Annotated in this window: 17 protein-coding genes; 12 read left to right on the forward strand and 5 right to left on the reverse strand. The window is 67.6% G+C overall.

Annotated features, from left to right (window positions below; translation table 11 throughout):
* From VM221_09740 to VM221_09760, 5 genes are all read left to right on the forward strand, one after another.
* A partial coding sequence (locus VM221_09740) for a MotA/TolQ/ExbB proton channel family protein (GenBank protein HUT75096.1) occupies positions 1 to 241 on the forward strand: 241 nt, incomplete at its 5' end.
* A gap of 19 nt (positions 242 to 260) precedes the next feature.
* Positions 261 to 662, forward strand: coding sequence for a biopolymer transporter ExbD (locus VM221_09745; protein ID HUT75097.1), 402 nt, complete (start codon positions 261 to 263; stop codon positions 660 to 662).
* A 554-nt stretch (positions 663 to 1,216) separates the two neighbouring features.
* The gene (locus VM221_09750) at positions 1,217 to 1,717 is read left to right on the forward strand and encodes an energy transducer TonB (protein HUT75098.1); all 501 of its coding nucleotides are present in this window, start codon (positions 1,217 to 1,219) and stop codon (positions 1,715 to 1,717) included.
* Positions 1,718 to 1,833: 116 nt separating this feature from the next.
* Positions 1,834 to 4,374, forward strand: a complete 2,541-nt coding sequence (locus tag VM221_09755; GenBank protein HUT75099.1) for a TonB-dependent receptor — start codon at positions 1,834 to 1,836, stop codon at positions 4,372 to 4,374.
* 542 nt (positions 4,375 to 4,916) lie between these two features.
* Positions 4,917 to 5,741, forward strand: a complete 825-nt coding sequence (locus tag VM221_09760) for an AAC(3) family N-acetyltransferase (protein HUT75100.1) — start codon at positions 4,917 to 4,919, stop codon at positions 5,739 to 5,741.
* 87 nt (positions 5,742 to 5,828) lie between these two features.
* Here VM221_09760 and VM221_09765 read toward each other — a convergent pair whose 3' ends face one another.
* Positions 5,829 to 6,395 carry a GNAT family N-acetyltransferase gene (locus VM221_09765; GenBank protein HUT75101.1) on the reverse strand — a complete coding sequence of 189 codons (567 nt, stop codon included), beginning with the start codon at positions 6,393 to 6,395 and terminating at the stop codon, positions 5,829 to 5,831.
* 356 nt (positions 6,396 to 6,751) lie between these two features.
* Here VM221_09765 and VM221_09770 point away from each other — a divergent pair, with 356 nt between their 5' ends.
* The 4 genes from VM221_09770 (at position 6,752) to VM221_09785 (ending at position 11,143) form a co-directional block, all read left to right on the forward strand.
* The gene (locus VM221_09770) at positions 6,752 to 7,858 is read left to right on the forward strand and encodes a sigma-70 family RNA polymerase sigma factor (protein ID HUT75102.1); all 1,107 of its coding nucleotides are present in this window, start codon (positions 6,752 to 6,754) and stop codon (positions 7,856 to 7,858) included.
* Positions 7,859 to 8,515: 657 nt separating this feature from the next.
* On the forward strand, positions 8,516 to 9,505 hold the full coding sequence (locus VM221_09775; protein ID HUT75103.1) for an NADH:flavin oxidoreductase: 990 nt from the start codon (positions 8,516 to 8,518) through the stop codon (positions 9,503 to 9,505).
* Positions 9,506 to 9,512: 7 nt separating this feature from the next.
* Positions 9,513 to 10,583 carry a uroporphyrinogen decarboxylase family protein gene (locus VM221_09780; protein HUT75104.1) on the forward strand — a complete coding sequence of 357 codons (1,071 nt, stop codon included), beginning with the start codon at positions 9,513 to 9,515 and terminating at the stop codon, positions 10,581 to 10,583.
* A gap of 128 nt (positions 10,584 to 10,711) precedes the next feature.
* Positions 10,712 to 11,143 (forward strand): twin-arginine translocase subunit TatC, encoded by a 432-nt coding sequence (locus VM221_09785; protein HUT75105.1) that lies wholly within the window; start codon positions 10,712 to 10,714, stop codon positions 11,141 to 11,143.
* Positions 11,144 to 11,398: 255 nt separating this feature from the next.
* Here the strand turns inward: VM221_09785 and VM221_09790 are convergent, their stop codons facing one another.
* Both VM221_09790 and VM221_09795 read right to left on the reverse strand, forming a co-directional pair.
* Positions 11,399 to 12,253 carry a TIM barrel protein gene (locus tag VM221_09790; protein ID HUT75106.1) on the reverse strand — a complete coding sequence of 285 codons (855 nt, stop codon included), beginning with the start codon at positions 12,251 to 12,253 and terminating at the stop codon, positions 11,399 to 11,401.
* Positions 12,250 to 13,158: an MBL fold metallo-hydrolase gene (locus VM221_09795; GenBank protein ID HUT75107.1), complete on the reverse strand. Its 909-nt coding sequence runs from the start codon at positions 13,156 to 13,158 to the stop codon at positions 12,250 to 12,252. Before VM221_09795 ends, VM221_09790 begins: the two co-directional genes overlap by 4 nt.
* A 521-nt stretch (positions 13,159 to 13,679) precedes the next feature.
* Between VM221_09795 and VM221_09800 the strand changes: the two genes are divergently transcribed.
* The 3 genes from VM221_09800 to VM221_09810 all read left to right on the forward strand — a co-directional run bounded on the left by VM221_09800 (position 13,680) and on the right by VM221_09810 (position 20,127).
* Positions 13,680 to 14,021, forward strand: a complete 342-nt coding sequence (locus VM221_09800) for a hypothetical protein (protein ID HUT75108.1) — start codon at positions 13,680 to 13,682, stop codon at positions 14,019 to 14,021.
* A 415-nt stretch (positions 14,022 to 14,436) separates the two neighbouring features.
* On the forward strand, positions 14,437 to 16,029 hold the full coding sequence (locus VM221_09805) for a sialidase family protein (protein HUT75109.1): 1,593 nt from the start codon (positions 14,437 to 14,439) through the stop codon (positions 16,027 to 16,029).
* Between the two features lie 216 nt (positions 16,030 to 16,245).
* Complete coding sequence (locus VM221_09810) at positions 16,246 to 20,127, forward strand: glycoside hydrolase family 38 C-terminal domain-containing protein (protein ID HUT75110.1); 3,882 nt, start codon at positions 16,246 to 16,248, stop codon at positions 20,125 to 20,127.
* A gap of 29 nt (positions 20,128 to 20,156) precedes the next feature.
* Here VM221_09810 and VM221_09815 read toward each other — a convergent pair whose 3' ends face one another.
* Together VM221_09815 and VM221_09820 are read right to left on the reverse strand one after the other, a co-directional pair.
* Positions 20,157 to 23,630, reverse strand: a complete 3,474-nt coding sequence (locus tag VM221_09815) for a HEAT repeat domain-containing protein (protein HUT75111.1) — start codon at positions 23,628 to 23,630, stop codon at positions 20,157 to 20,159.
* A gap of 187 nt (positions 23,631 to 23,817) precedes the next feature.
* Positions 23,818 to 24,720 (reverse strand): PHP domain-containing protein, encoded by a 903-nt coding sequence (locus VM221_09820; GenBank protein HUT75112.1) that lies wholly within the window; start codon positions 24,718 to 24,720, stop codon positions 23,818 to 23,820.
* Between the last annotated feature and the right edge of the window lie 111 nt (positions 24,721 to 24,831).

The raw sequence follows: 24,831 nt of genomic DNA on the forward strand, positions 1-24,831 counted from the left end.
CCCCACCGGCATCACCGCGGGCATCGCCGAGGCCCTGATCGCCACCGCCACCGGCCTCGTGATCGCGATCTACAGCCTGGTCGCGTACAACTACTTCCTCGACCGCGTGAAGCACCTGGTCTCGGAGATGGAGGTGCGGGCAACCCAGCTCGCCAACACGCTCGCGGAACGTCGAGGGACGGTGGCACAGGCGGCGCGCGATCTCAGCGACGCCGAGAAGCTGGCGGCCATCGTTTCGTGAATGACCGCGGAGGACGGTTATGCGACTGCCTCGCCAAGACTATAGGCGCGCGCGCCTCGAGATCATCCCCATGATCGACACCGTCTTCTTCCTGCTGGTGTTCTTCATGGTGGCAAGCTTGAGCATGACCCTCGAGCGGGGCATGCGCGTGAACCTGCCGCGCGCGCGGGCGGCGCAACGAGAGGCCCTGACCAAGGTGACCGTCAGCCTCACCCGCGACGGCAAGTTCTACGTTGACCAGCAGCCGACGAGCCCCGGGGCGCTGGCGCCGGCACTGCGCCGGCGCATCGCGGACAACCCGCAAGTCGTGGTCGTCATCAACGCCGACGAGCGCGTCGAGCATGGCCGCGTGATAGCGGTGATGGACGCGGCAAAGCAGGCCGGCGCGGCGCGGATGGCTATCGCCACGCGCGGCGGCTGACAGCGGCTCCTGCCATGGCGGCGATCACCCTCGATAGTCCGGAGGCACGGACGACGCGCGAAGCGGCGGTCAGCCGGCGCGTGATGCGTTGGGCTCTCGGCGCCTCGCTGGTCGTTCATGCGGCAGCATTGTTCGTGATCTCGTTCATGCATTTCGCCCCACCGCTGCCGGCTGGCGGCCCCCGCCTGATCGAGGTCAAGCTCGTGCAGGCTGCGCCGGTGGTTGCACCACCGGCGACCGCGCGAGCGCCGGCGCGGGTAGTCGAACCGTCGCCGGCACCTTCGGCGTCACCCGAGCCGGAACCGGTATCGCGTCGTCCCCCTCGGGTTGCCGGCAGACCTGCGGTCACGGCAGGCACTGCGGGATCCGCGGCTCGCGCGGACCAGCCCCCGCGTAGGACGTCTCCTAGGGCGGCGGCAGGAACAGGCGCCGTTTCCCGCGCGCCGACAACTGCGGCGCGCGAGCCGGTCGCTGCCGCTGCCGTCGTCGCAGCGCCGCGGCCGCTCCCGTCGAGCGGCAGTGACGGACAGCCTGCTACCGCGGGCGGTGGAGACGTGGGGCTCGGCTCCGGCAGCCGGCAGGGAGACCTGCCGGGAGCGGGCGGCGGCGGGTCGGGAGAGGTCGCGGGTGCAGGGAGCGGCTCCGGAGCAGGCCCCGGGCCCGGTTCCGGCAGCGGCGGCGCCTCCGGCGGGGGCGATGGCGGAGCAGGGGCAACCGGGTCGAGCGCGAGCGGCGGCGGGGCGGCAAGCGGCGGCGGCGGCAGCCACGTGTCGCGCCTGGCGGATCGTACGCTGCCGGCGCTGGTGCGGCGCGTCAACCCGCTGTATCCGGTGGCGGCCCAGGTGGAGGGGGTACAGGGTTCGGTCAAGCTGCGAGTCACGGTCACCAAGGAGGGCAAGGTCAGTGCGGTGAAGGTCGTCACCTCGTCGGGGGACGCAAGGCTCGACGGCGCCGCGATAAGTGCGGTGAAGCAGTGGCGCTACCGGCCGGCGGTGCAGGATGGAATGCCGCGGGAGGTGGCTACCTACGCGACTCTCACCTTCTCCCTCGAGTAGGCATCGTGGTCGAGTTTGCGCCCATGGCGGCGCCATTTGCATATCACAAAGCAGCCCAAATGCGGTAGATACCTACGCTAACAACAAGTCCCATATCCAGCAATGAGGAGGCAGCTATGCTCCGCAGTCCATGGCCGACAGTGTTACTGGCGGCCTTCATCGTCGTCGGGTTGGCAGTAAGCGCAGGCGCGGTCGTCACCACCGGGATACTCGAGGGCCGCGTCAGCGACGGCGCTACGGGATCGCCGCTGGTCGGCGTCAACATCAGCATCGAGGGCAGCAGCCTGACCACCGTCACCGGCGCCGACGGCAAGTTTATCATCACCAACATCCCGCCGGGCACCTATGACGTGCGCGCCAGCCTGGTGGGCTATGTGGACGCCGTCAGCACCGGAGTGCTGATCCTGCAGGAGCAGACCGCGGGCTGCGATTTCGCCCTCGAAGCGACAGTGCTGGAGGTGCCTGGGGCCGAAGCCAAGGTCACCGCGGCGCAATTGCAGGTGCGCCCGGCGGTGACGGCAACCGCGTACACCGTATCGGCCGAGGACGAGCAATCAACCCGCGGGCAGCCCATGGATCTCTATCAGTTCCCGGGCCTGGTGTTCGGGCAGCCGGGCGCGGTGCCGGACGCCATCGGCTACCCGCGCATTCGCGGCGCGCGCGAGGACCAGATCGGATACATGCTGGAGGGCATCCCCATCGTCGAGCCCAACAACAACGTCTTCGCCACCAACATCGTCACCGTCGGCCTCGACCGCATGGAGCTGTTCACCGGCGGCTACCCGGCCTCCTATCCCGGCTATGTCGGCGGCGTCATCAACCAGGTTATCAAGCGCGGCGACCAGGTGCGGGGCGGATTTGTGGATACCAGTTTCGGCAGCCCGTGGGATTACCGCAACCTGATCCTGGAGAAAGGCCGCGTGGACGGGCCCTGGAACTGGTATTTCCAGAGCGTGATGTGGCGCAGTGAGTTCCCCGACAACAACTTCGTCAAGTCGTGCGAGGGCTCGTCCGACGCCATCCTCAAGGCCATCTACACCATCGGCGCCGACGACCAGTTGACGCTGGTGGCCAACCACGGCTACGCCCTTTACCGGTTCCCCTTCTCGCACACCGAGACGTTCAATCCCGACACCGGCCTCTTCGTCCCGGTGGCCGAAACCAGTGACTTCGGCCGCCAGGGGTACGGTCTGGAAGCGGTGACCTGGAGCCACACCCTCAGCCCCAAGGCATTCTACACCGTGCGCGGCTACCGGCTGGAGAACTGGCTGCGGGTTGATCTCAGCTCGCCCGAGCAGGGGTTCTGGCAGGACCGCCGGCAGCGCGCCTACGGCCTGCAGTTGAACTACACCGGCCAGGTCGCGCGCAACCACTTGCTCTACGGCGGCGCGTGGCACATCTGGGGCGACAACAACATGCTGGCCGCGGGCTTCATGCCGCCGATCTTCCCGCCGGTGCTGGAGTACGAGGCGCGCAACGACACGCGCAACCTCCAGGCCTACATCGGCGACCGCTGGCGGGCGAACGACAAGCTGACGCTGGACCTGGGCGTGCGTCACGATCGCATGACCTATGACCGCACCCCGGTCGCGCAGCTCGATCTCAGCCAGACCAGCCCGCGCGCGGGCCTGACCTACGCGCTGGCAGACTCGCTGCTGGTGCGGGGGTCGTGGGGCAAGTACGCGCAGATGCCTCCCGCCAAGTACACCCACTGGACCTTCATTGACCGCGGCCTGACCGCGCCCATACCCGACTACTTCGGCGATATGACCCAGGGGCAGATCTTCCCGCTGCTCTTGGCCGAGGCCAGCCCCCTGCGCCCGCAGGTTGACACCTCGTTCGATCTCGGCCTCGAGGCGCGGCTGTCCCCGAACGTGCTGCTCGACGCTACCTACTTCGAGCGCGACAGTGGGGATATGGTGCAGCGCTGGAATGGCGCGAGCGACGCCGCCTTCGATCCGCGCGAGCCCAAGCGCTACGCCTCCAACGGGCACGGCGTCGCCCGCGGCGTGGAGGCCAAGCTGCAGCGGCGCCTGGCTCATGATTGGGAGGGCTGGCTGAGCTATACCTACATGCGCGCGCGCGCGACCTCGCCCCAAGCCAACGCTTATCCGCTCGGCCTCGATTTCGGCGATCTCGACGCCGAGTACTACATGCCCTGGGATCAGCGCCATACCGCCGCGTTGGTGCTCAATCACAAGCGCGGCCGGTGGGAATTCAACCCGTGGCTGAGCTACGGCAGCGGCTACGCCTACGGGCAGAGCGGGCTCGACCTCGGAGGGCCGGACTACCAGCACGTGACCATGTTCACGTCGCAAGGCGTGCCCTACGACGTGCCTATTCTCGTCAGCGGCCAACTGCAGCCGGCCGACCCCGACGCCCTGCGTACCGGCAGCCATTGGCTGTTCAGCCTCAACCTGCGGTATCAGGTAACGGAGGACCAGGAGGTCTATGTGGCGCTGCAGAACCTGCTGGGCACGCACACCGCGACCAATCTGGCGTGGTACGACAAGAACACCGGCGAGGTACTGCCGGGCGCCTACGTCCCGCCCGCGGCGGGCGATCCGGGGCCGGGCAACACCGGCAACATCCAGTACGTGCCCTACACCACCACGCCGCCCTTCTTCGCCGCCATCGGCATCAGGCAGAAGTTCTGAGCCGCCGCGCACGCGGCGCGAATAAGACAGGACGAACTACGCGGCCCGCTTCTCCGAGCGGGCCGCGCGGCACCCCGGTCGCGCTTCACCGGCTTCAGGTCAGCCACAGGGCCTCGCGCATCACGGCAGTGGCGGCGCGAAGCACCGACCTGTGTAGCACAGCCGCCCCCGGCTGTGTCAGCGCCGCCGTCGCCGCGCCGAGGGAACAGGCGAGGCTGACTGAATTCTCCCCCTCATCAAGGGCTTGTGATTACCCACATCTTCTTTGCGGAAGGGGCCAGTGACGGCCAGGGTGGCCGTCCTCCAACGGTGGAGGCCGGCTCCACTGAGCCGGCTAGTGACCCGTCATGCCGGAGGCGAACCGGTCTGCATCTGGTCGCGCCCTGACAGGTCGGGACGCGAGGAACTCGCGACCCCGTGGGACTTATGGGGCCGCGCGCCCGAGGGCGATCCCTACTCTGCGCGAACACACCCGCTGCAGCCTGCCATTTGACGTCCGGCGCGGCTGGCCGTAAACTGCCCTCTGCGTGAGGAGGGAAGCCGTGGTGACCGTGCAGGACATCACCAGTGCCGTGCAGCGGATGGGCCTCTCTGGGCTCCCGCTCTGCGTGCACGCGTCTCTGCGCTCGTTCGGCCGGGTAGATGGAGGCGCGTCGGCTGTCGTCGCCGGTCTCCTCGGCAAGGGCTGCACCGTCCTGGTCCCCACCTTCTCGTGGACTTTCGCTGTGCCGCCTCCCGCCAGGTTCCGGCGACCGCGGAATGCGTGGGACTATGATGACAAGTTCGAACCCTCCTCTGCGGGAGAGGGACGCATCTTCACGCCTGACTCCAATGAGATCGACGTTGAGGACATGGGTGCGATACCCGCGAGTGTCATCGCCATGCCGGAGCGCGTCCGTGGGTGCCATCCTCTCTGCTCCTTCTCGGCCATCGGCCCGCTGGCGGCGCGGTTGGTGTCGGGACAAACACCGCTGCACGTCTGGGCGCCCCTGGAGGCCTTGGCAGAAGCTGGAGGTTCTGTCGTGCTCATGGGGGTGGGCTTGGAGAAGATGACTCTCCTGCACCTTGCCGAACAGACGGCGGGGCGCAATCCATTCCGCCGGTGGGCCAACGGTACCGACGGCGACCCAATTGAGGTCGAGGCAGGCGGCTGTTCTGACGGGTTCGGAAACTTGCTCCCGGTGCTCCGACCTCTGCAGAGTGAATGCAAAGTGGGCACCAGCCGCTGGCTGATCTTCCCTGTCTCGGCGACATTGGAGGCGGTCACCGCAGCGATTCGCGCCGATCCGATGATCACCCACTGTCCCAAGCCGGACTGCGGGCGCTGCAACGACGCTGCGCAGGGCGGCCCGGTACTCGATGATTGAGCACCCTGGGCGAAGGGCGGCGCAGACCCCGCCGCGGCTGAGCGGGGCCTGTCACGCAGATGCTATCCGAGCGAGCGCGATGCCCGACTACTCGCTGCCCAGATTCTTTCGCAGATACACGGCCTCCTCTGCGTGGCGCGTACCGTGCTGGTCAGGCAGAAGCCAATACGCCTCCACGACGCCATGTCCCCAGTCTCGGTAGCCCAGCCGCTTGTAGAGGGAGCGCGCCCGCGTATTTTCGGGGTCCACCCCCACGCACACTTCCCGGAACCCGCGCTCGCGAGCCTTCTGCTCGGCGGCAGCGATCAGTCGCGTCCCAATGCCCCGGGATTGGTACTGGGGCAGGACGGCAATGCCGTTCAACTCAGGACACCCGGCGAGGTGCTGCTGCGCGCTCGGAGAATCCTCCGCCGCCTGCCACCAGAGATCCAGGTGTCCCACAGGAGCTTCTGCCAGCCAGGCGATTAGATAGACGCTGTGCCCATCCTGCTGCCTCGCGTAGCGAAAGGCGTGAACGTGAGAGTCGCCTGATGAGAATTGGCGAGCCAGTGGGACTATATCCCGTTCGCGACAAGTCCGAATGCGTAGGTCATCGTGCATGGTGCGACTCCGGTCAAGTGATTCGTCTCGTTTGCGCTCTCGACCTGCCGCCATGCCGTGGCGCAGGCCCCGCCGCGGCTGAGCGGGGGGTGTCCTCCTGATTCTGCCGCGGCTGCCCTACTTGGTGAGCGCGTCCAGCCACCAGGCGAACACGGGCCCCGATGGAATCGGGGCTCCTTTGGTGAGAGCTGACCCGAGGGTCTCTGTCCACAGCGACCTCTCGTTCAGCTGTCTCAGCCCCAGTGACCCCGGCCTCGACTCCTTGCCTCCGTCTCGCCGCAAATGGACGTCACATCTGCGTAGTGCTACCCTGGATGGGGTTCTCCCCCGCCTTGCGGGGGCTGCCCACAATTTTCGGCTCCGTGTCGAGTGCGGAATGTAACCTTTCATGGCAGATCTTCGGCTATCTAATGGAGAATGAGATCGTGCCAGCCCAGCGATCAGACGGCGAACTAGTGGACGCAACCCTGTCGGGCGATCACGACGCTTTCGGCGAACTGGTCGCCCGCTACCAGGACGCTGTCTTTGGGGTTGCCTTCCACCTAGTGGGGGACTTCGAGGAGGCAAGAGACATCGCCCAGGAGGCGTTTATCAATGCCTACGTGCAGCTTCCCACGCTACGGAGCCCGGACCGGTTCGGGCGCTGGCTTTTCCGGATTGCCAGCGCGAGAGCTATCGATACCTTGCGCCGACGTGAGCATGAACTGGTCGTCGCCGACGTTCAGCCCCGAACGGACCAGCGACTCACCCAGGAAGCCCCAGTTCAGCTCGATCTTGCGTGTCAGCTACGCCAAGCGTTGGCAGTTCTGAGCAAGCCGACCCGGCTGGCGGTCATTCTCCACTACGTCGATGGCTACTCGCACAACGAGGTTGCGCAGTTTATCGGCATCTCGGCAGGTGCAGTCAAGGTGCGCCTGAGCAGAGCGAGAGCTCGCATGCGAAAGGAGATCACAGAGATGGTTGCAGAAGGACTGCAGGGCGGCTCACCAGGACCTGAGTTCGCGAAGATGACTGTGGAGCGGCTCAGGACGAAAGCATGGGGTCTCTTCAAAGGGAGCGACCGGGAGAGCAAGGATTACCGGCGAGCGTACGCGGCATACACCCAACTTCGGTCGAAGGCCTCCGACCCGCAGACTGCTGCGGAAGCCCAGATGATGGCAGGTATCTGCCTGCTGAACTCCGGACGCTTCCAAGAGGCAATCGACGCGTTCTGGGACGCGATTCGCTCATACCCGGAGCACGTGGATTCGCCCTTGCTGGCTTACCTGGCGGACGCCTATGAGCAAGCCGGCGAGCACGAGAAATCGCTCTGCTGGCGCGGCACGATTCTGGCCCACGAGGAAGGCGATCCCTATCGTTGGCCTGCGGAGAGTGCGCACTTCTGGATGGCCCGCTGCCTGGAAGAACTGAAGCTGCGGTCACTGGCACAGAAAGGGTACGAGGGTTACCTCTCGCGGTACCCAGACGGCCGGTGGGCGGCTGAGTCTCACGCTGGTTTGCAGCGCACTGCCGAATGAGCTGGTGCCAAGTCGACCGCGGAGATTGAGTGAGAGCGTGGCGGCTTCGCGTTCATGGCGCTCACTTGGTGCGAACACGTTCTTGCGAGGCCGCCACGCGCGCTCATACGGGCGACAGTTGGTCTGGAAATCACTCCGTCAGCGCGTCCAGCCCCCAGACGAAGACTGGCCCCGATGGAATCGGGGCTCCTCCGCGGAGAGCCGGCTCAGTTTCACCCGCTCGCCAGAGGCGAGCAACCCTCAGGCGGGCAAGCTTCTGCACTCCGAGATCGCCCAGGACCGTGGCTGCCACCGGCTGGTAGGACTCGCTGGTGGTCGAAGCATCCCTCGCGCAAACAGGTGTGAACGCAAGAAGTGGGGAGCACCCTTGGGCGCGCCCCGACTCGTCGGGGCGCGAATCGCGACTTCAATAGGAAGTCGCGCCCGGTGCGTCGCCCAACCATCCCCACTAGAGTCGATCACACCCACGCCAACGGGTGTCAGGTTGTCCGACAGAGTGTCGGACGGGATGGTCAGATCGTGGAGCAATACGCTCACCGCTCGCCGGGGGTGAGCAAGTCTCCAGCGGGGAAGCGCCGCCACCGAGCGCAGCAAGGGTTTCCGGGTCCACGCCTCGAATTCAGTCCCAGCGTGTTGCAGCTCCGGGAGGTCCGTGCCATGGCGAGGCTGTTCGACCCGATTGACCTGCACCCGTCCCTGCGCTTGAAAAACCGCGTCGTCATGCCGCCCATGCTGCGCAACCACGCCGGCGCGGACGGCGTGGTGACCCAGGAGGTTATCCAGCACTATGTTGCGCGCGCGGACGGCGGCGTCGGCCTCATCATCGTCGAGGCCACTTACGTACGCGAGGACGGCAAGCTATCACCCAGGCAGCTTGGCATATCGAAGGACACGCATATCGAGCCGTTGTCGCGGCTGGCGGGGGCGATCAGGGAGCACGGGGCGGCGGCGGCCATTCAGATTCACCACGCGGGTGGGGTCGCCGATCCCAAGACCATCGGCGGCCACGGGGTAGCGCCCTCCGCCGACGCATTCCCCGGTCCTGATGGGCCGCGGGAGCTGACCACGGCCGAGGCGCACCAGCTGGCCGCGCTCTTCGGGGCGGCGGCAGGGCGCGCGAGGGCCGCCGGCTTCGACGCGGTGGAGCTCCACGGCGCGCACGGTTTCCTGGTCAACCAGTTCCTCTCGCCCGCGACCAACCATCGCCACGACCAATACGGCGGAGGCCCCGACGGGCGGCTGCGCTTCGCGTTGGAGTGCGTGCAGGCGATGCGCGAGGCTGCGGGCAACGACTATCCCATTATCGTCCGCATCAGCGCCATCGAGGAGCGCCCCAACGGCCTGACGCTCGAGGATAGCTGTCAGATCGCGCGCGCCTTGGAGTCGGCCGGCGCGTGTGCGATTCACGTTTCGGCGAGCTTGAGCAGCCCCCGGGACTACGAGCCCGGCCACCTGGTGCCGCTGGCCGCGGGCATCAAGCAGGCGGTCTCGGTGCCCATCATCGCGGTGGGCAAGCTGCACGACCCGGAGCTGGCCAACCGCGTAATCGAGGAGGGCCGCGCCGACCTCGTCGCCGTGGGATCGCAACTGCTCAAGCAGCCCGACTGGCCGCAGCGCGCCGCGGCGGTCCTGGACCAGGAGGTGTGATAGCCCGATGACTTCACCGGACCGCGTGCTGGCGGCTTGCGCGTTCAGGCGCCCCGATCGTATCCCGCGCTGGGAGGGCAGCTTCCTCGAGTACCCTGACTCGTGGTTCCAGCGCCTGGGGCCGCTCCAGGACCTCTCGGACATCTCCATCTGGGCGCCGGACGAGACGCCCTTCCCCACCCGCGCGCGTCGCCTCAAGGAGGAGAGCGGCTGGATCTACGAGATGAACGGCTGGGGCACCACCATCCGTCGCCGCGCTGACGCCTATTTCAACCAGACGCTCGAGGTCGCCATGCCGGAGGGCGCCGACCCCGACGCGGTCGAGTTCGAGCCGCCTCAGCTCGACTTGCGTTACGATCCTGAGCGCATGTGGCCGCCCGAGTACGAGCGCGACATCGAGCGCGCCAAGCGCAAGCACTGCGTCTTCGCCAAGACCGGAGGCCCCTACCTGCGGACGACGCTGGTGCGCGGCGAGGCCCAGTTCCTGCTGGACATCGCCGGCGATCCCGGGCTGGCCAAGGCCCTGGCCGACAAGGTTGGCGATCACCTGACCGCGGTCGGGGTGGAGGCCGTTCGGCGCTGGTCGCTCCAGGACAGCGGCATCTGGATCTTCGACGACATGGCCTGTAACAGCGGCCCCATGTTCAGCCCCGCCGCGTTCGAGCGCATCTTCCTGCCCGCCTACCGGCGCATGATCGGGGCCTACAAGCAAGCGGGGGCGAAGTATGTGGGGCTGCACTGCGACGGCGATCCGCGCGCGCTGCTGGACATGCTGATTGACGCCGGGATTCAGGCGCTCAACCCGGTGGAGCCGCGGGCCAACATGGACGTCGTGCGCCTGCGGGAGCTCTATCCCAGGCTCATCCTGACCGGGGGCATGTGCAACACCGCCACCATGGTCAAGGGGCCCATCGAGAAGATCGAGGCCGAGGCGCGCCGCATCATTGATGTCGGGCGCGACGGGGGTGTCATCATCGGCCACCATTCGATCAGCCCCGAGGTGCCGCTGGAGCACTTCCTCGCCTACCAGCAGACGTGCCTGACCTACGGCGATTTCACCGCGACGGACGCGGGCTGACCCGAATGGCGCGCTGGCGGAACAGGACTGTGACGCGGCGGGACGAATCACCGCGGTGCGAAACCCGAAGTCCGACCTGTCGGTGATCTCGGCCTGGGCACATCATAGAAGCGAAGAGGAGTGCTCGAATGGCGAACGGTGAGCTGAAGGCCGTGCAACGCAGGCCTGCGAATAGGACCCGCAGGGAGTGGCTTCTGGACGCGATCGCCTTCGCCTCGATGTTCGCCTCTGTTATCGGCCTCATGTCCGTGACCTATGTGATGTCAGTCAATACCGCGTACACCTTTCTCGCGGACCCTGCCGGAAGAGAGAGGTTCTCGTCGATGTACCGGTCCTTCTTGCCAGCACTCGCGGCATACATGGGCATCGCCGTAGTCCTCGCCGTCGTACTGTGGATAACCATGTTGTTGGACTGCGTGCGGGCAATCTCGCTGGGCAAAGGGCGTCGCTACGTCATATGGATGGTGATTCTGGTCCTGCTGCACGTCAGCGCGGCATGGCTTTACTACCTGATCGAACGCAGGCCGCGCCGTCTCGCGCGCGCCGACTTCGCATCGTAACAGGAGTTCCCGGAGGAGGCGAAAGCGAGAAGCGCGCCGCCAAGACCAGGAAACAAGGCCATTTCCATTTCGGGGGACATATGACTTAATCAAGGAAGAGCTGCCTGCTGGTTAGGAGATTATGGTGTGTGTCCCCCGAATCCCCCCGAATTCCCCCTTCGGTCTCGAACCGTCTCTCTCCGGTGTTCCACGGCCGTACGGGGAGATTTCCGCGCAGCCAGCGACGGGAGGCGAAATAGCGACTGTGACAGTGGCTCACAGCGGGGTGTGTTTCAGCGTCGTCAACACGTCAACGAGGCAGGCGATACTGGCAAAGAGTCCGGTGCGCACACCCGCGGGACGGTCCTGGCGGCGTCCGCCCAGTTCCAGGTTGAGGATGCCGCCATAGCCGGCGGAGCGTAGCGCCCGCAGCACAGACGCGAGCGGCACCCGTCCCTCAGTCAGCGGGGCATGAGTCGCGCCGTCGGCGTCCAGGTCGTGGATATGCGTGTGGATGACCCGGCGGAGGAACGCATCGGGGGGGACAAGCATCATCACGCCCTGGCGGACATTGGAAAAGGCGTGGCCGAAATCCCAGCAGAACCCGACGTGCGGGTGGCCAATGCGAGCGTGCATGGAGAGCAGGCGCCGGTAGCTGACGCTGGGATCGTTGCCGCCTTTCGCTCGGTTCAGCTCCACGGCCACCCGCAGTGGCAGCCCCTGCTCCCCAGCATCGTGCAGCAGCTCGCGGACGGCGCGGATGGTCCGCGCAGCTAGGGCGTCCGTCGGCTCCTCCAGCGACTTGTAACTGTGCATGGTGACGATCGCATCTCGGCCCTGCTGCGCCATCTCCCGGCAGAGCGCCACCAGCGCGGGGTAGAGTGCCGCGGGCGTGGACGCGGGCAGCTCGCCATGAATGGTGAGGATACCCCCGGCATGCCACACTTGACGCGCGGCGGCCAACGCCAGCGCGGGGTCCGTGTGCGGGCCGACGGCGCGCAGCTCGATGGCTGTCACCCCCGCCTGCCGCAGTGCGGCAAGGGCGGTCGCGGGGTCGCCCAGCGCGCCGGTGAGCAGTTCGTCGGGTTCCCCGGCGACATAGGCGGGCGGCAGCGACACCCCGATTCTCACAGCCCCATCTCTTCTCCCACCTCGGGCGCGCGCAACGGCACGTTGGGCGCGAGAGCGCCCCAGCACGATCGCACCAACGCGACATGGCGCCGATGCCAGAGGTCGTCGGTCGCGCGGGAGAATTCGTACAGGTGCGCCAGCACCACCGCCCGCGGGGCGCACGCGCGCAGGTAATCACAGAAGGCGTCAAGCAGCGGCGGGACCGAGTCCCCCGCACATCCGCGCCCCAGCCAGAGATGGGCGAAGAGGAGATCCACGGGGCCAAGTTGCCGGATCTCCGGCACGCCATAGTCACGCACGTCGCCGGGGAAGAGCCAACGCTGGCCGTCCACCTCCACCAGGTAGCCGGTGGCGTCCAGGCCGCAGAGTTGTCCGTCCGCCTGCCGGTACCAATGCCACCCGGGAAAGGGGAGCACGCCGATACCATCGAGCTCAAGGCGCTGGCCGTGCTGGGCGACGATTAGTTGTTTCTCATGCGGGTTGGCGTGGGCCCGCACGGTGGCAAGCATATGCTCGGGCACAACGAAGCGCACTCCGCTGCTGCGCAAGGCGGCCAGCAGGCGATAGTCTACGTGATCGTCATGGTCGTGGGTCAAGAGCAGGAACGACAGGTCCGCCAGTACCTCCATCGGCAACTCGCCAGGCAGGTCGGGCAGCAGCCGGGACGCGGGTATCACCGGATCGAGCGCCCACCGCACCCCGTGGGTGGTGAACAGATAGCTGGCGGCATACATCAGCCACCCCATCATCGCGCGCGGCGGCTGCCGCCATGTCGCCAACATGCGCTGCCAGCGCGTGGGATACTCGCGGAAGAAACGGACCCTGGCCTCCGCGATCAGGCGCGCATCTTCCTGCGCGGGCGTCAGCGCAACCGTCTCGCCCGGCAATAGGGCGTTGTCATACATGGCAGACCCCTTCTCCCGCACCGAGCTCACCTCCTTCAGGATGCGTCCGTCGCATTCTGCATTCCGGGTGCATTCTGGGGACCCACGACTCAGAGCCTGTTTCAAGACTGCTTCCCCCTTGGGGTGTCATTCCGAGCGAAGCGAGGAATCTGCCTCCCAGAGGAGACCCTTCGCTGCCGCTCAGGGTGACAGTCAGCCCGGGTTTTGAAACAGCCTCTTGATCATTGACAGGGAGCACTGATAGTAGTACAAGTGGGCCATGCTCCGCATCGCCCGTATCGTCGCGCCAGGGGTGGCGCATCACGTCACTCAGCGCGGCAAACCGGGGCCGAGAAGGAAGTAAGACCTGCCTGCCGGTTAGGAGATTACGGTATGTGCCCCGGGATTGAAGCAGGGGGAATGGGGGACGTGCAGGAGGTGCTGCACCTGCATGATCTTGCAGAGGTGACGGAATGGCGGGCCACGTTCACGACCGGGTCGGGTCCTCGCGCCAGTTGCGACGAGACAGGCGAATCACGTTGTTGCTCATCATCGCGTGCGTCCTGGTCGTGGGGCTTCTCTATCTGGGCGTCTGGATCGCCGATGCGATCGTCAAGCGGGTTACCGCCTACCCGAAGGAATTCGATCGTGTTCACGTGGGCATGAAAGTGGACGAGGTCGCACGGGCTGTTGGTCAGCCCGAGGAGACCTATGGCCACGACGATTGGCCGACCAGATACATCACGCGCGACCGCCTGAGGACTCTTTTCGCACGCCGTGACATTGAGCGGGTATGCTTGTATGCGACGCCCAATTGGGGAATGTACGTGTTTTTCGACGCCGGCGGCATTGCTCGGGAAGTCATCATATTCAGTCCAGACTAAAGGCGGTTTCTGAGGTAGCATCGCAAGATGCGTTTCGACGTGCTGTTGGCTATAGCAGTCCTGGGTGGCATCGCATTCGTCGTTCTGCTGCCCCTGGTCTATGCTGTCAGCGTGTTTCGTCGGATGGCACGACAGCCAGGAAGACTTCTGATGAAGCTATTGCTCGCCGCGGCAATAGTTGCGTGGAGCGTATGGCTCGGCTCCAGCGTGGGCGCTTTCATCGCAAGGATCTACACGGAGGAGACCATTACGCGGCCACCGACTCGCCAGAGCGCGGTTCCTGCGCTAGACCATCGCTGATATGGAGATGGCCCTAGCGGTCGCGCAGTACACCCTGGCGCCGGAAACATACGGGGCGCGCGTCCCGCAACTGCGAGCCTATTGACGACAAGTGCACCATGGGAGACCGCTGGCGATGAACCTGAGAATCCGCGATGGTCGCGACTGGGCGTTTATCAACGGCGCGTGGAGCGAAGACGCCTGGGGGTGCATCTCTCCGCCGGACACGCCGGACCATCACGCCCTGGCGTTCTATCTGCCGCAGGCGTTCGCGGACGCGACCGTGGAGTTCGAGTTCCTGGCGAGCTATCGCGAGACCGGCGCCGGCGATGTCGGGGTCATCCTGCGCGCCCAAGCTGCCAATCACTACTATTGGGTCAGCTTCCCGTGGTGCGGCCAGCAGACGCGCGCGCGCCACTTCTGGGCGGCGATCTCCCGGGTTGACGAATCGGGCTACATCCGCAACCTCAAGCTGGCGCTGATCCCCGGCGTGCTCAGCGAGACCGAGCGCTGGTACCGGGCGCGAGTAGAATGCGTGGGCGGCGCCATCCGCCTGTGGGTTGACGACCGCCCCGGGCCGGTGGTGACCGACCTCGCCGCCGCCCCCGGGCGCATCGGCTTCGCCGGGTATGGGGGCTTCGCGCTGCGCAACCTGCGCGTCAGCGGCGATGCGGCGCCGGCACCTGCATGGGACGAGACCGCCCCGGCCGGTCGGGGCAACTGGTTTCACCCGGCGCCGGGCATCGGCGGCGAACAAACCCTGCCTTCGCTTTGTCGGGCGCCGAGGGGCGACCTGCTGTTGGCGATCCCGGCCACCCGCGCCGAGCGCACGTTCATCGTGCGGTCACGCGATAACGGGCATTCCTGGGGCGAACCGGTGGAGCTGCCGGCCGCGCTGCACTGGGGCGTCGTGCACGCAACCAAGAGCGGTCGGCTGCTGCTGCAGGCGGTCCACGCCGAGCCCCGCCGCATCCTGATGGCGGAATCGCACGATGACGGGCGCACGTGGTCTGAACCCACGGCCGCCAAGCTGAGCGGCGACTGGCCCGCCGACCCGCCGCAGCTTCATGCCTACGGTGCGCTGCTGGAGCTGCCGGACGGCGCCCTGGTGCGGCTCCTGACCGGCAGGCTGGCGCGCGCCGCGGACCGGGAGGTGATGCAGTGGGGAGCCATGGAGGCGCAGGCGTTCGCCATTCGCTCGACCGACGGCGGCGCCACGTGGTCCGCGCCCGCGAACCTCGATCGCTTCGTCTGGCGGGGACAGGCGGGCGCGGCGGAGAGTTGCCTCGACCTCTCGGAACCGGTGGGAGCGGTGCTTGATGACGGGCGCATCATCTGCTACATCCGCCCCATCTACTCCCCGTGGATGTGGGAGACCCACTCCGATGACGGCGGGCAGACCTGGTCCTCGGCGCGGCGCGCACCCTTTCCCGGGTACGCCGCCTGCATGACGCGCACCAAGTCCGGGGCCGCGCTGGTGGCACACCGCTTCCCCGGCCACACCATCCATCTCAGCCACGACGGCGGCCGCACCTGGGATGAGGGGACGACGGTGGACTTCCCGGTATGGGCGATGGGGGCGCTGCTGGAGGTCGAGCCGGAGGTGGTGCTGTTCGTCTACATGGACGCGAAACCGGAGCGGCTGCGCGCGCAGCGCATCCGCGTCACCGCGCAGGGGCTCGAGCCGCTCCCGGTCGAGGGGCAAGCCGCACCTGACCGTACTTACTGAAAGATCAACTGCTCCACCTGCGGCGGCAGTTGCGAGGAGAAGTCCAGCAGGTGCCGGCGTTACATCGGCGCTTGCGCGCGAAGAGGTTTGGTCTTCGCACCGCCGAAATGTGTTTGCAGCCACGCGCGCGCCGCGGCCCAGCCGCGGCGCGCGGCATGATCCGGAGCTTGCGGAGCGCGTTGCCCGGCAGGCCGGCAACCGAAAGGAGTCACCCAGTTGTCCGACGCGAGAGAAACGCAGAAGCCAGGTCCCGATGTCGTGTACTTGGTGCCTGGTTTTCACAGCGACGCAGTGTGGCTTGAAGATCAACGCGACTACGCCGTGTCGCTGTTGGGAGACGTACGACAGAATCTTGAGATCTGCCGCGTCGATCCCCACTACGGCGTGTTCCTGCACGAGCTGTCGTACTTGAAGCCCTACTATGACACTCACCCCGAGGAGCGCGGGCTCATCCGCGATCTGGTGCGTCAGGGGCGCATTGGCACGGGCGGTTCCTACAACCAGCCCGCCGAGAAGCTGATCAGCGCCGAGGGCATCATCCGCAATATCATCTACGGGCGCCTCTATCACGAGCGCGTCCTCGGCGACGAGCCGCTGGTGTACGCCCCGTGGGACGTCTTCGGCCACTGCGCGCAGCTATCGCAGATCCTGGCGCAATCGCGCTTTCTCGGCTGCTGCTGGTCGAAGCCCATCTCTGGGTTTTACCCGTTATTCTGGCACCGCGCGCCGGACGGCACCCGGCTGCTGATGCGGCGCCTGGGCTACGGCTACCGGACGCAGGGGCAGGATGACCTGCGGGATCGCATCAGCAAGCAGTGCACCGAACTCACAGCGTACGGGCTCAATTGCGACGTGCGGCTCGACGCCAACGACTTCAAGCCCCCCACCGCGTGGATGGCGGGGTTGACGGGGGGTCTGCGCGAAGGCACGCCCAGCATCCGGGTGAGCGGCTCGGGGCAGAGCAAGTTCATGCTCGACGCCCACCGGCGCATCCGCGAGCAGGGCCTGCGCATACCGGAGACAGCGCGGGACATGGAGTACCATCATCAGGGCACCGCCATCACGCGCGTCCAGTTCAAGATCGGCAACCGCATGGCCGAGAACGCGATCGTCAATGCGGAGAAATTCGGCGCTTTCGCCGCCGCCCTCGGCGCGACCTATCCCGAACTCGCGCTGGACAAGGCGTGGCGGCAGCTCCTGTTCAACCAGCACCACGACGCGATCACCGGTCCCTGCTGTGACCGCGCATACCTCGACCTCATGGCCGCCTACCGCGAGTCGCTGGAGCTGGCCGCGGAAGCGCTCGACTCGGCGCTGAGGTACATCGGCTCGCTGGTGGACACCGCCGCGCCCGCACCGGCGGCCGACGCGCTGCCGCTGGCGGTGTTCAACCCGCTCAACTGGGCCCGAACCGATGTCTGCCGGGTGACGGTGGAGCTGCCGGCGGGGTGGAAGGGCTTCGCGCTGCGCACCGCCGAGGGCCGGGAGGTGGCGGTCGAACTGCTGGCGACCGCGAAGCGGCGGCGACGCCTGCAGGCCGACCTCCGTTTCATCGCGGCTGACATCCCGTCCCTAGGCTACCGCCTGTTCTACGTGACGCCGGCGCCGGAGATGCCGCCGCCGCCGGTGACGAAGCGGGGCGCGATGATCGAGAACGAGTTCTTCCGCGTGCGCGTGGATGCCGATCACGGCGGCATCGTCAGTCTCTACGACAAGCAGGCGCGTCGCGAGGTGCTGGATACGTCGCGCGGCCCCGGCAACGAGATCGTGGCCCTGGCTGAAGATCCGGCGCGCCGCGAACCCCCGTGGGAGGTGTGGACCACCGGCCCCCGGTGGTGCTCGCGCGACTACGAGGCGCAGGTGGAGCTGCGCGCGGGCGCGGTGAGCAGTGCGCTGGTCATCAAGGGGGCGATGAAGGACTGCCGGCGCGAGCAGGAGATCACCCTCTACCCGGGCCTGGCGCGCATTGACTGCGTCACGCGGCTGGTGGACTATCGCGGCCAGCATGACCTGTTCGTGGTGACCTTCCCCTCGGGGCTGCAAGGGGTGGAACCGATATTCGAGGAGCGCTGCGCGGTGGTGACCCGCAAGGCGAGCAAAAGCGTCTTCGATTTTCGCACCCAGGCGCAGAACAACCTGTCGGAGTGCGGACTGCGCGCGGCCTACCAGTGGTTCGCTCACGGCTCCTGCGCGCGCCTGCGCATGGGAACCAAGGGCACTGCCAACTCCGCGTCATTCACCCTGGGCATGGTCGCGCTGGTCATCCCCCACGGGGACGCGGTCGAGGACCAGGCATACGCCCTGGCGGGAAAGCTCATCAGCAAGGGCGTGTTCTGCACGCCGCTGTTCGATGACGGCGACCGCCAGCACCGCGGCGTCTCCGTCCCCCAGGACCTGACCGTGCAGGAGGAGCTCAACGCCGACCTGCCGTGGGGGACGAGCTTCCGCGTCGCGCTCGACATCAAGGGCGACAATCACTACGCGAGGGGGCTGATCAACCGGCTCTCCGATCACGCGAAGGGCGGCTTCCGCAAGCGGCGCGACCAGGCGGGCCACGCGTTCGTGTTCGTGCTCGACGACGAGGTCCCGGAAGGGTGGCCGGCGCTGCCGGTGCTGATCCTGTCGGCGCAGGGTGCGGATGATCTGCGCCGCGGCCTCGATTACATGATGCGCGATTTCGCGGCGACGGCGGATATCAACCTGCCGGCGAACGTCAACGCCTCGGGCTCCCGCCAGCAGGTGGACGACTACACCCTGGCCATCGCCAACCTCGGTAACATCATGACCAGCATCGAGGCCGACAACACCATGGTGCTGGGGCTGATGCACACTTCGCCATGGGGCGCGACGCCGTGGGGTCGCGACCGCCTGCCGTTCTTCATCGTACCGGAGCACAAGACTCACGTTTACCCGTATGCGCTTTGTCCCTCCGCGGGCGACTGGCGGGCGGCGCGCGCCTACCGCGTCGGCTATGAGTTCAACAACCCGTTGCTGGCGGTGGCGCTGGCGCAGCACGGCGGAGCGCTGCCCGCCGCCATGAGCTTCCTTACGGTCGAGGGCGATAACCTGATCGTGACCGCGGTGAAGCGCCACGGCAACCCCGCGGGCGCGTTCGAGGGCAGGGCCCCGGTGGAAGACCCGGGCGTCACCGTACGCCTGTACGAGGCCACCGGCAGTCCCGTCTCCCTGCGCCTGGGTTGGTTCGCGCCCCTGGGCGAGGCGTGGCAGACCAACCTCTTGGAGGAACGCGAGCGCCCGCTGGCCCCGTGCGGGGAACGCGGCACCTGCGTAGGCGATGACGCCGGCCCCTTTTCGATCAAGACCTACAACCTGCGCGGCGGCGCGCCCGTAGTACGCGGCGAGGCTTGCTCCCTGGGGCGCGAGACCGAGCCGGTGCAGCCGCTGCACATCCGCTACTGGGATCACAACCTGGGCGAGGCGCCGCTTGGCAACGCGCCGGTATCGGTGGTGTTGGAGGGCGCGGTCAAGACGGGAATCCACATCCGTCAAGGCGGCGTCACCATCAATACGCTCAAAGTCGCGGTCTGCAATAACTACCTCGACCAGCGCATCAGCGGACGCGTGGAGCTGGTTGTGCCGGAGGGATGGAAGACCGTGCCGGCTCATGTGGACTATGACCTCGGTGCCAATGAGCACATGACCCAGGAGGTGGTGCTGTGCTTCACGAGCGACAGACGCTCGGGCCTGGTCAAGGCGCGGCTGGCGCACCGCGGGCAAGTCTATCAGGATGTGATCGAGGTCGGCGAGGCCCCGCGCATCGAGTGGGAGGTCAGCCGCCGCGGCGGGCGCGTGGAGGCGCGCCTGAAGAACGTCGGCGCGGATGCGGTCGAAGGCGGCGTCGTCCTCATCGGGCCGATGGAGACCTGGGGGCGGGCGGCGGCGCCCCTGGCGCTGGCGGAGTCATCGCCACCCGTGCAGGGGTTCGCGTTGGGGCCGGGCGAGGAGGCAAGCTACCGGTTTGCTCTCGCGCCCGTGCTCGGTCAGCCCAAGCTCCCGGACTACTGGGCGGTGGTCAAGATCTTCTACCACGGACATGTTGACTACAAGTGCGTGTCAGGTGCGCATGTCGAAGCCTGATGATGCCGCCGCGCGGCGACGATTGTCGCTCACGTGCTGCGCACCTCGGCGGCGCAGCGGGCGACGGCAGGCAGCGGCTGGTGCCGCTCGATCCAGGCGCCGAAGATGCCCATGCTCAACTTGTGGCGTGGCACCACCTGCCCGGTCTGGGTCACCAGGTCCTTCTCGACCAGCCCTTCGAGGGCGAGGGTGACGGCAGCGGAGGAGAGCTCGCATCCGTGGGCCCGCAGCGAATCCGCGATCAGCGCTGACGTGGCGCCGCCGCGGCCGCAGTGGGCAATCGCCGCCAGCAGCGCCCGCTCGACCGCGTCCGGCTGCTCCCACAGGTAGCGCAGGTGCGTCTCGCCCCACTCGATGATTCCATCCACGCAGCCCTCGATCACGTCGTATGTCAAGTACGGCCGGTTGAGTCGCTGGCAGCGACTGACCAGGTAATGTCCCATGAGCTGCAGGAAGTAGGGATGTCCGCCGCTGAGCTCCCATATGCGATAGGCGGCGAGGCCGTCGCAGGCGATCCCCGCTTGCGCCATGGGCTGCACCACGCCCTCGTGGGCGGCGGATGAGTCTATGCGTCCCACCTTGCGATAGATCGCCAGATTGAACAGGAACGACCAGTAGTCCTCGCCCAGCTCCTCCAGCCGGTTGGTGCCGGACAGCAGGAAGGCGATGCGCGGCGAGTGCTGGATGAGGTGGCGAAGATAGGTGAATACGCTGTCCGCCAGCAGGCCGCTGCGCACCTTATGCTCCAGGTCGTCGAACTCGTCGAGCATGACCAGCAGGCGCTTGTCGCCGGTGCGGATGAGTCGCTCCAGGAACCGCGGCAGCACCCCCAAGTCGGCGGCGAGTTCCTCCGGCGACGGCAGCCATGCCGCCGGCGCGCCCACGGCCTCCCGGCAGCGGTCGGCAATGGCGCGCCACAGGTGCCCGAGGTCACGCATCAGTACGCCCTGGACGTCAACGAACACCGGCCAATAGGCGTCGCCGAAGCGCGCCTCCACCTGGCGCAGGATACTGGTCTTGCCGATCCGCCGCGGACCGATGAGGCCGACCACGTTCTCCTGGTAGGCCCCGTGCAGCGCCTCGCGCAGGAAGCTCAGGAGGTCCTCGCGCCCGATGAACATCGGCGAGTCACAGGCCAGCGGCTTGCCCGGCACGTAGGGGTTCTCCCGCGGGCGGGCGTCGGCGCACGGAGGCGCCGGTTCGAGCTGCAGGTCACAGCGGAAATCGGCGTGGTAATCGGTGCCGGCGGCGTCATCGTAGGCGACGGTGGCCGAGATGTCCACCGTCCCCGCCTGCGGTTGCGGGTGCTGGCCGCTCAGACGCAGGGGTAACAACATCTCCTCGCCGGGGGCCAGCTCTGCCAGCGGCCGTTGGTCGTGCGCGGAGACAATGTAGGGCGCTGGCGCCTCCGCGCAAACCCAGACGTTGGTGGCGGGAGCGTTACCCCGATTGCGCAGGTACAGGCCCAGCGTCATCTCGGAATCGAGGCGCGGACGCTCCGGCAGCAGGGCGACCACTATCTCCGGATGGTCGGACAGGAAAGGTAGGACCGCCGAGACTGCTTCGGCGGCGGTGCCGAGCAGATGCGTGACCACCCGCCGATAGATGAGCGCGGGCGACCTGGCAGCTAGGGCTTGCCGCGACCGCAGCAACTGCAGCGCTTCCCTGAGGTGCGAAACCTGGTCCAGGCGCGACGACGCCTCGCACGCCGCGCGCAGGGGCTGAGCCGCGCACAATAATGCGTTAGTGTCTTCAATCCCGGGCACCAATGCCAGCACGTCCGCGAGCTCGCGCATCGAGGGGAAGCCTTGGCACGCCTGCACCAGTTGTTCGAGGGTGGGCGCGCGCAGCACCGCGCAGACGCCCTTGGCTGCGGCGCTCAACGCGGCGATAGCCGCGCCCTGGGGCTGTGCCTCCACCAGCGCGGCAAGGCGGTCAACGTGATCTTCCATGGGGTCGCGGCGAGCAAGGTCCACGAGTATGCCCATGAGGTCGGCGGTGACGAAATCGCGCGCCGCCTGGGCCAGTTCCTGCAGCACCCCCTCGCTGCCCGCCGCCACTCCGATGCGCACCCCGGCGCACAAGCGGGCCGCTTCGTCATGCGCCGCCAGCGCTGTCGCCAGCGCCTGCGCCAGTTGCGGTTCGGGAACGTCGGCCAGGTGCTCACCCAACATCGCGACCGCGCGCCGGGGATCGTAGGTCCCCATCTCGCCGATGGCCCGGATGGCGTTGTGGCGCACCTCCGCGTGGTCGTCGCGGCGCAGCACGTCCAGCGCCTCCCACACGTCAGTTGCCACCTGCGGATCGTCGGCGGCCACCGCGAGGCTGCGGGCCGCCGCCGCTCGCACCGCGGGATGCGAATCTTTCGCCAGGTCGAGCAGCGACTGTCGCGCCTGAGGCGAGGACGCCCATACGCACTTGAGGGCCAACGCAGCGCGCGTCCGCACGACCGCCCACTTGTCATGCGCCAGCTCCGACAGAAGTAGGAGCACGGCGTGCCGTGCTCCTACGCCGCCCACGGCGGTCGCGTACTCGAGCCCGGCCGCCGCTCCCAGGCGTACATTGTGGTCGGCCGCTCCGGCAAACCGACGCAGCGCCCTGATCGCCCACTCCGGGCGCGCCGGGGCTGCGCGGCCGGTGGCCTCTGCGGCGGCGCCGCGAACGAAGGAGTCGTGGTCGCCCGCCAGTAGCTGCAGCATCGCGCAGGCCGCGTCGGCATCGGCGGCGGCGAAAGAGGCGGCGCTCATCGCCAGCTCCGCGCGCACCATGGGGCTGGGGTCCCGCGCGAGCGAAGTGAGCAAGCGCACGGCGGCGTCGGAATCGGGGTTGCTCGTTCCCGCCAGGGCGTGCGCCGCGCACCAGCGCCGGGAATCGTGGGCATCACCGGCGAGCCGCGCCGTCAGCTTGAGGGCGCCCGGAGCGGCCGCCGCCACGAGCTGTGCGAGGCCCGACGCAGCGCCCTGGTTGATGTACTCGTCTGGTTTGGCGCTGGAGAACAGCAGGTCCGACAGCGCACGTACCGCCCGCACCGGGTGACCACGGCCTGCGCGGCCAATGGCTTCCGTCGCCGTCGCGCGCACCTGGCCGTCCATGTCACACGCGAGCGCCACCAGTAGATCGAAGGCGCTGTCGCTTTTCGCCGCGTGCTCCGCCAGCCCGGCGGCGACACCGACGCGAACCTCGGCTTCGCCCGCCAGTTCCTCGCGGATCGCGGCCAGCACGCGTCCGTCCACCACGCAAGCACGGGATAACCAGTAGGCCCCGGCTTCGCGCACCTCGGGGATGGGGTCGGCGCACATGCGCCTGAGGTCATCAATCGCGTCGCTCTGGGTCGCTGCCAGCGCGTAGAGGGCTGGTGCGGCACGGGCGCGGAGTTCGCAGGAGGGGCTGCGGAGCAGTCGTTCGATGGTTGCACGCGCCCAGCGATAGCGCTGAGCGTAGCGCCCCAAGCGGAGAGCATTGTGGGTCGAAGGGTCCGCTTCTCGCACCGAAGTCTGAAGCATACTTGCATGTCCCCGCGGTCCACGCCTTGGTGCATCGCGGCTGCGCTTCAGCCTCTAGACTATTCCCCCCAGTTGTTCCCACCCGTAGAATGCCCCCCGGTTGCTGCGGCTCCTGATACCGCTTCGGCGGCTCCACCCCCCGCGAAAGGCAGGGAACCCGGCTGTGCACTCCCCGCCCCGGTCCGCTTCAGTCCGCCGTTCGCTCCCCCGTCGGGATTCCCCATCTTACGGCTGATACATGATTCGAGGCACATGCCGCCAGTTCCTGCCATACCCAGCGTGGCACTCTCACCGCCCCGATTGCTACCGGGCGCTCGGAGCGCGGGCCATGGGAATCCGTTCCCCCCGTAATCAGCAGGCCCAGTTGGCGCGCCATCGCGACGTAGTGCCGCGCGTGGGCCGCGCTGTGGTCGCAGTGAAAAGCCTCGAGGCCGGCCAGCCCTTGTTGGAGAAGCGCCTGGACGAGGATGTCGTCGCGCACCTTCGCCGGATGCGCCAGCACTGGGATGCCGCCGGCGGCACGGATGGCGCGCGCCGCCGCCTCGGGTGTCAGCCGGTAGCGCGGCACATACGCCGGCTGCCCGCGCCCGATGTACCGCGCGAAGGCCTCGGCGCCGGTCTTGACATGCCCCGCCTCCACCAGCGCCCGCGCCACGTGGGGCCGCCCCACCGAACCACTGCCCGCGATCGCCGCCACGCGCGCCGCCTCCACCGGCAGGCCCAGGCCGGCCAGGCGTGCAACCATTTCCCGCATTCGCTCGACGCGGCGGCGCCGGATGTCCGCGAGCACGGCGTCCAGGGTGGGGGAGGTGTGATCTATGAAATAGCCGAGCACGTGCGCCTCGGTCGCGCCGCAATCGGTGTTGATCTCCACGCCCGGCACCACGGTGACGCCGAGGCGCTGCCCGGCCGCCAGGGCGGGCGCGATACCGTCGAGGGTATCGTGGTCGGCGATGCCCAAGACCTCGACCCCGGACTCCGCCGCGGCGGCGACCGCCTCCTCGGAGGTGAAGGTGCCGTCCGACGCGCTCGTGTGCACGTGCAGGTCTATGGGGCTCACGGCGCGGTCAAGGCTGCGGGATGGCGTCATTCCGGCTCACTTCCCTGGAGGGTGCGCCCGGTCGCGGGGCGCTGCGGTAGAGGTAGGCCCAGGCCTGCTCCGCATCCATGAACGGCGCCTGCTCCGGCTGGGTGGCAGCGG

The organism is Armatimonadota bacterium (assembly GCA_035527535.1).
Taxonomy (GTDB): domain Bacteria; phylum Armatimonadota; class Hebobacteria.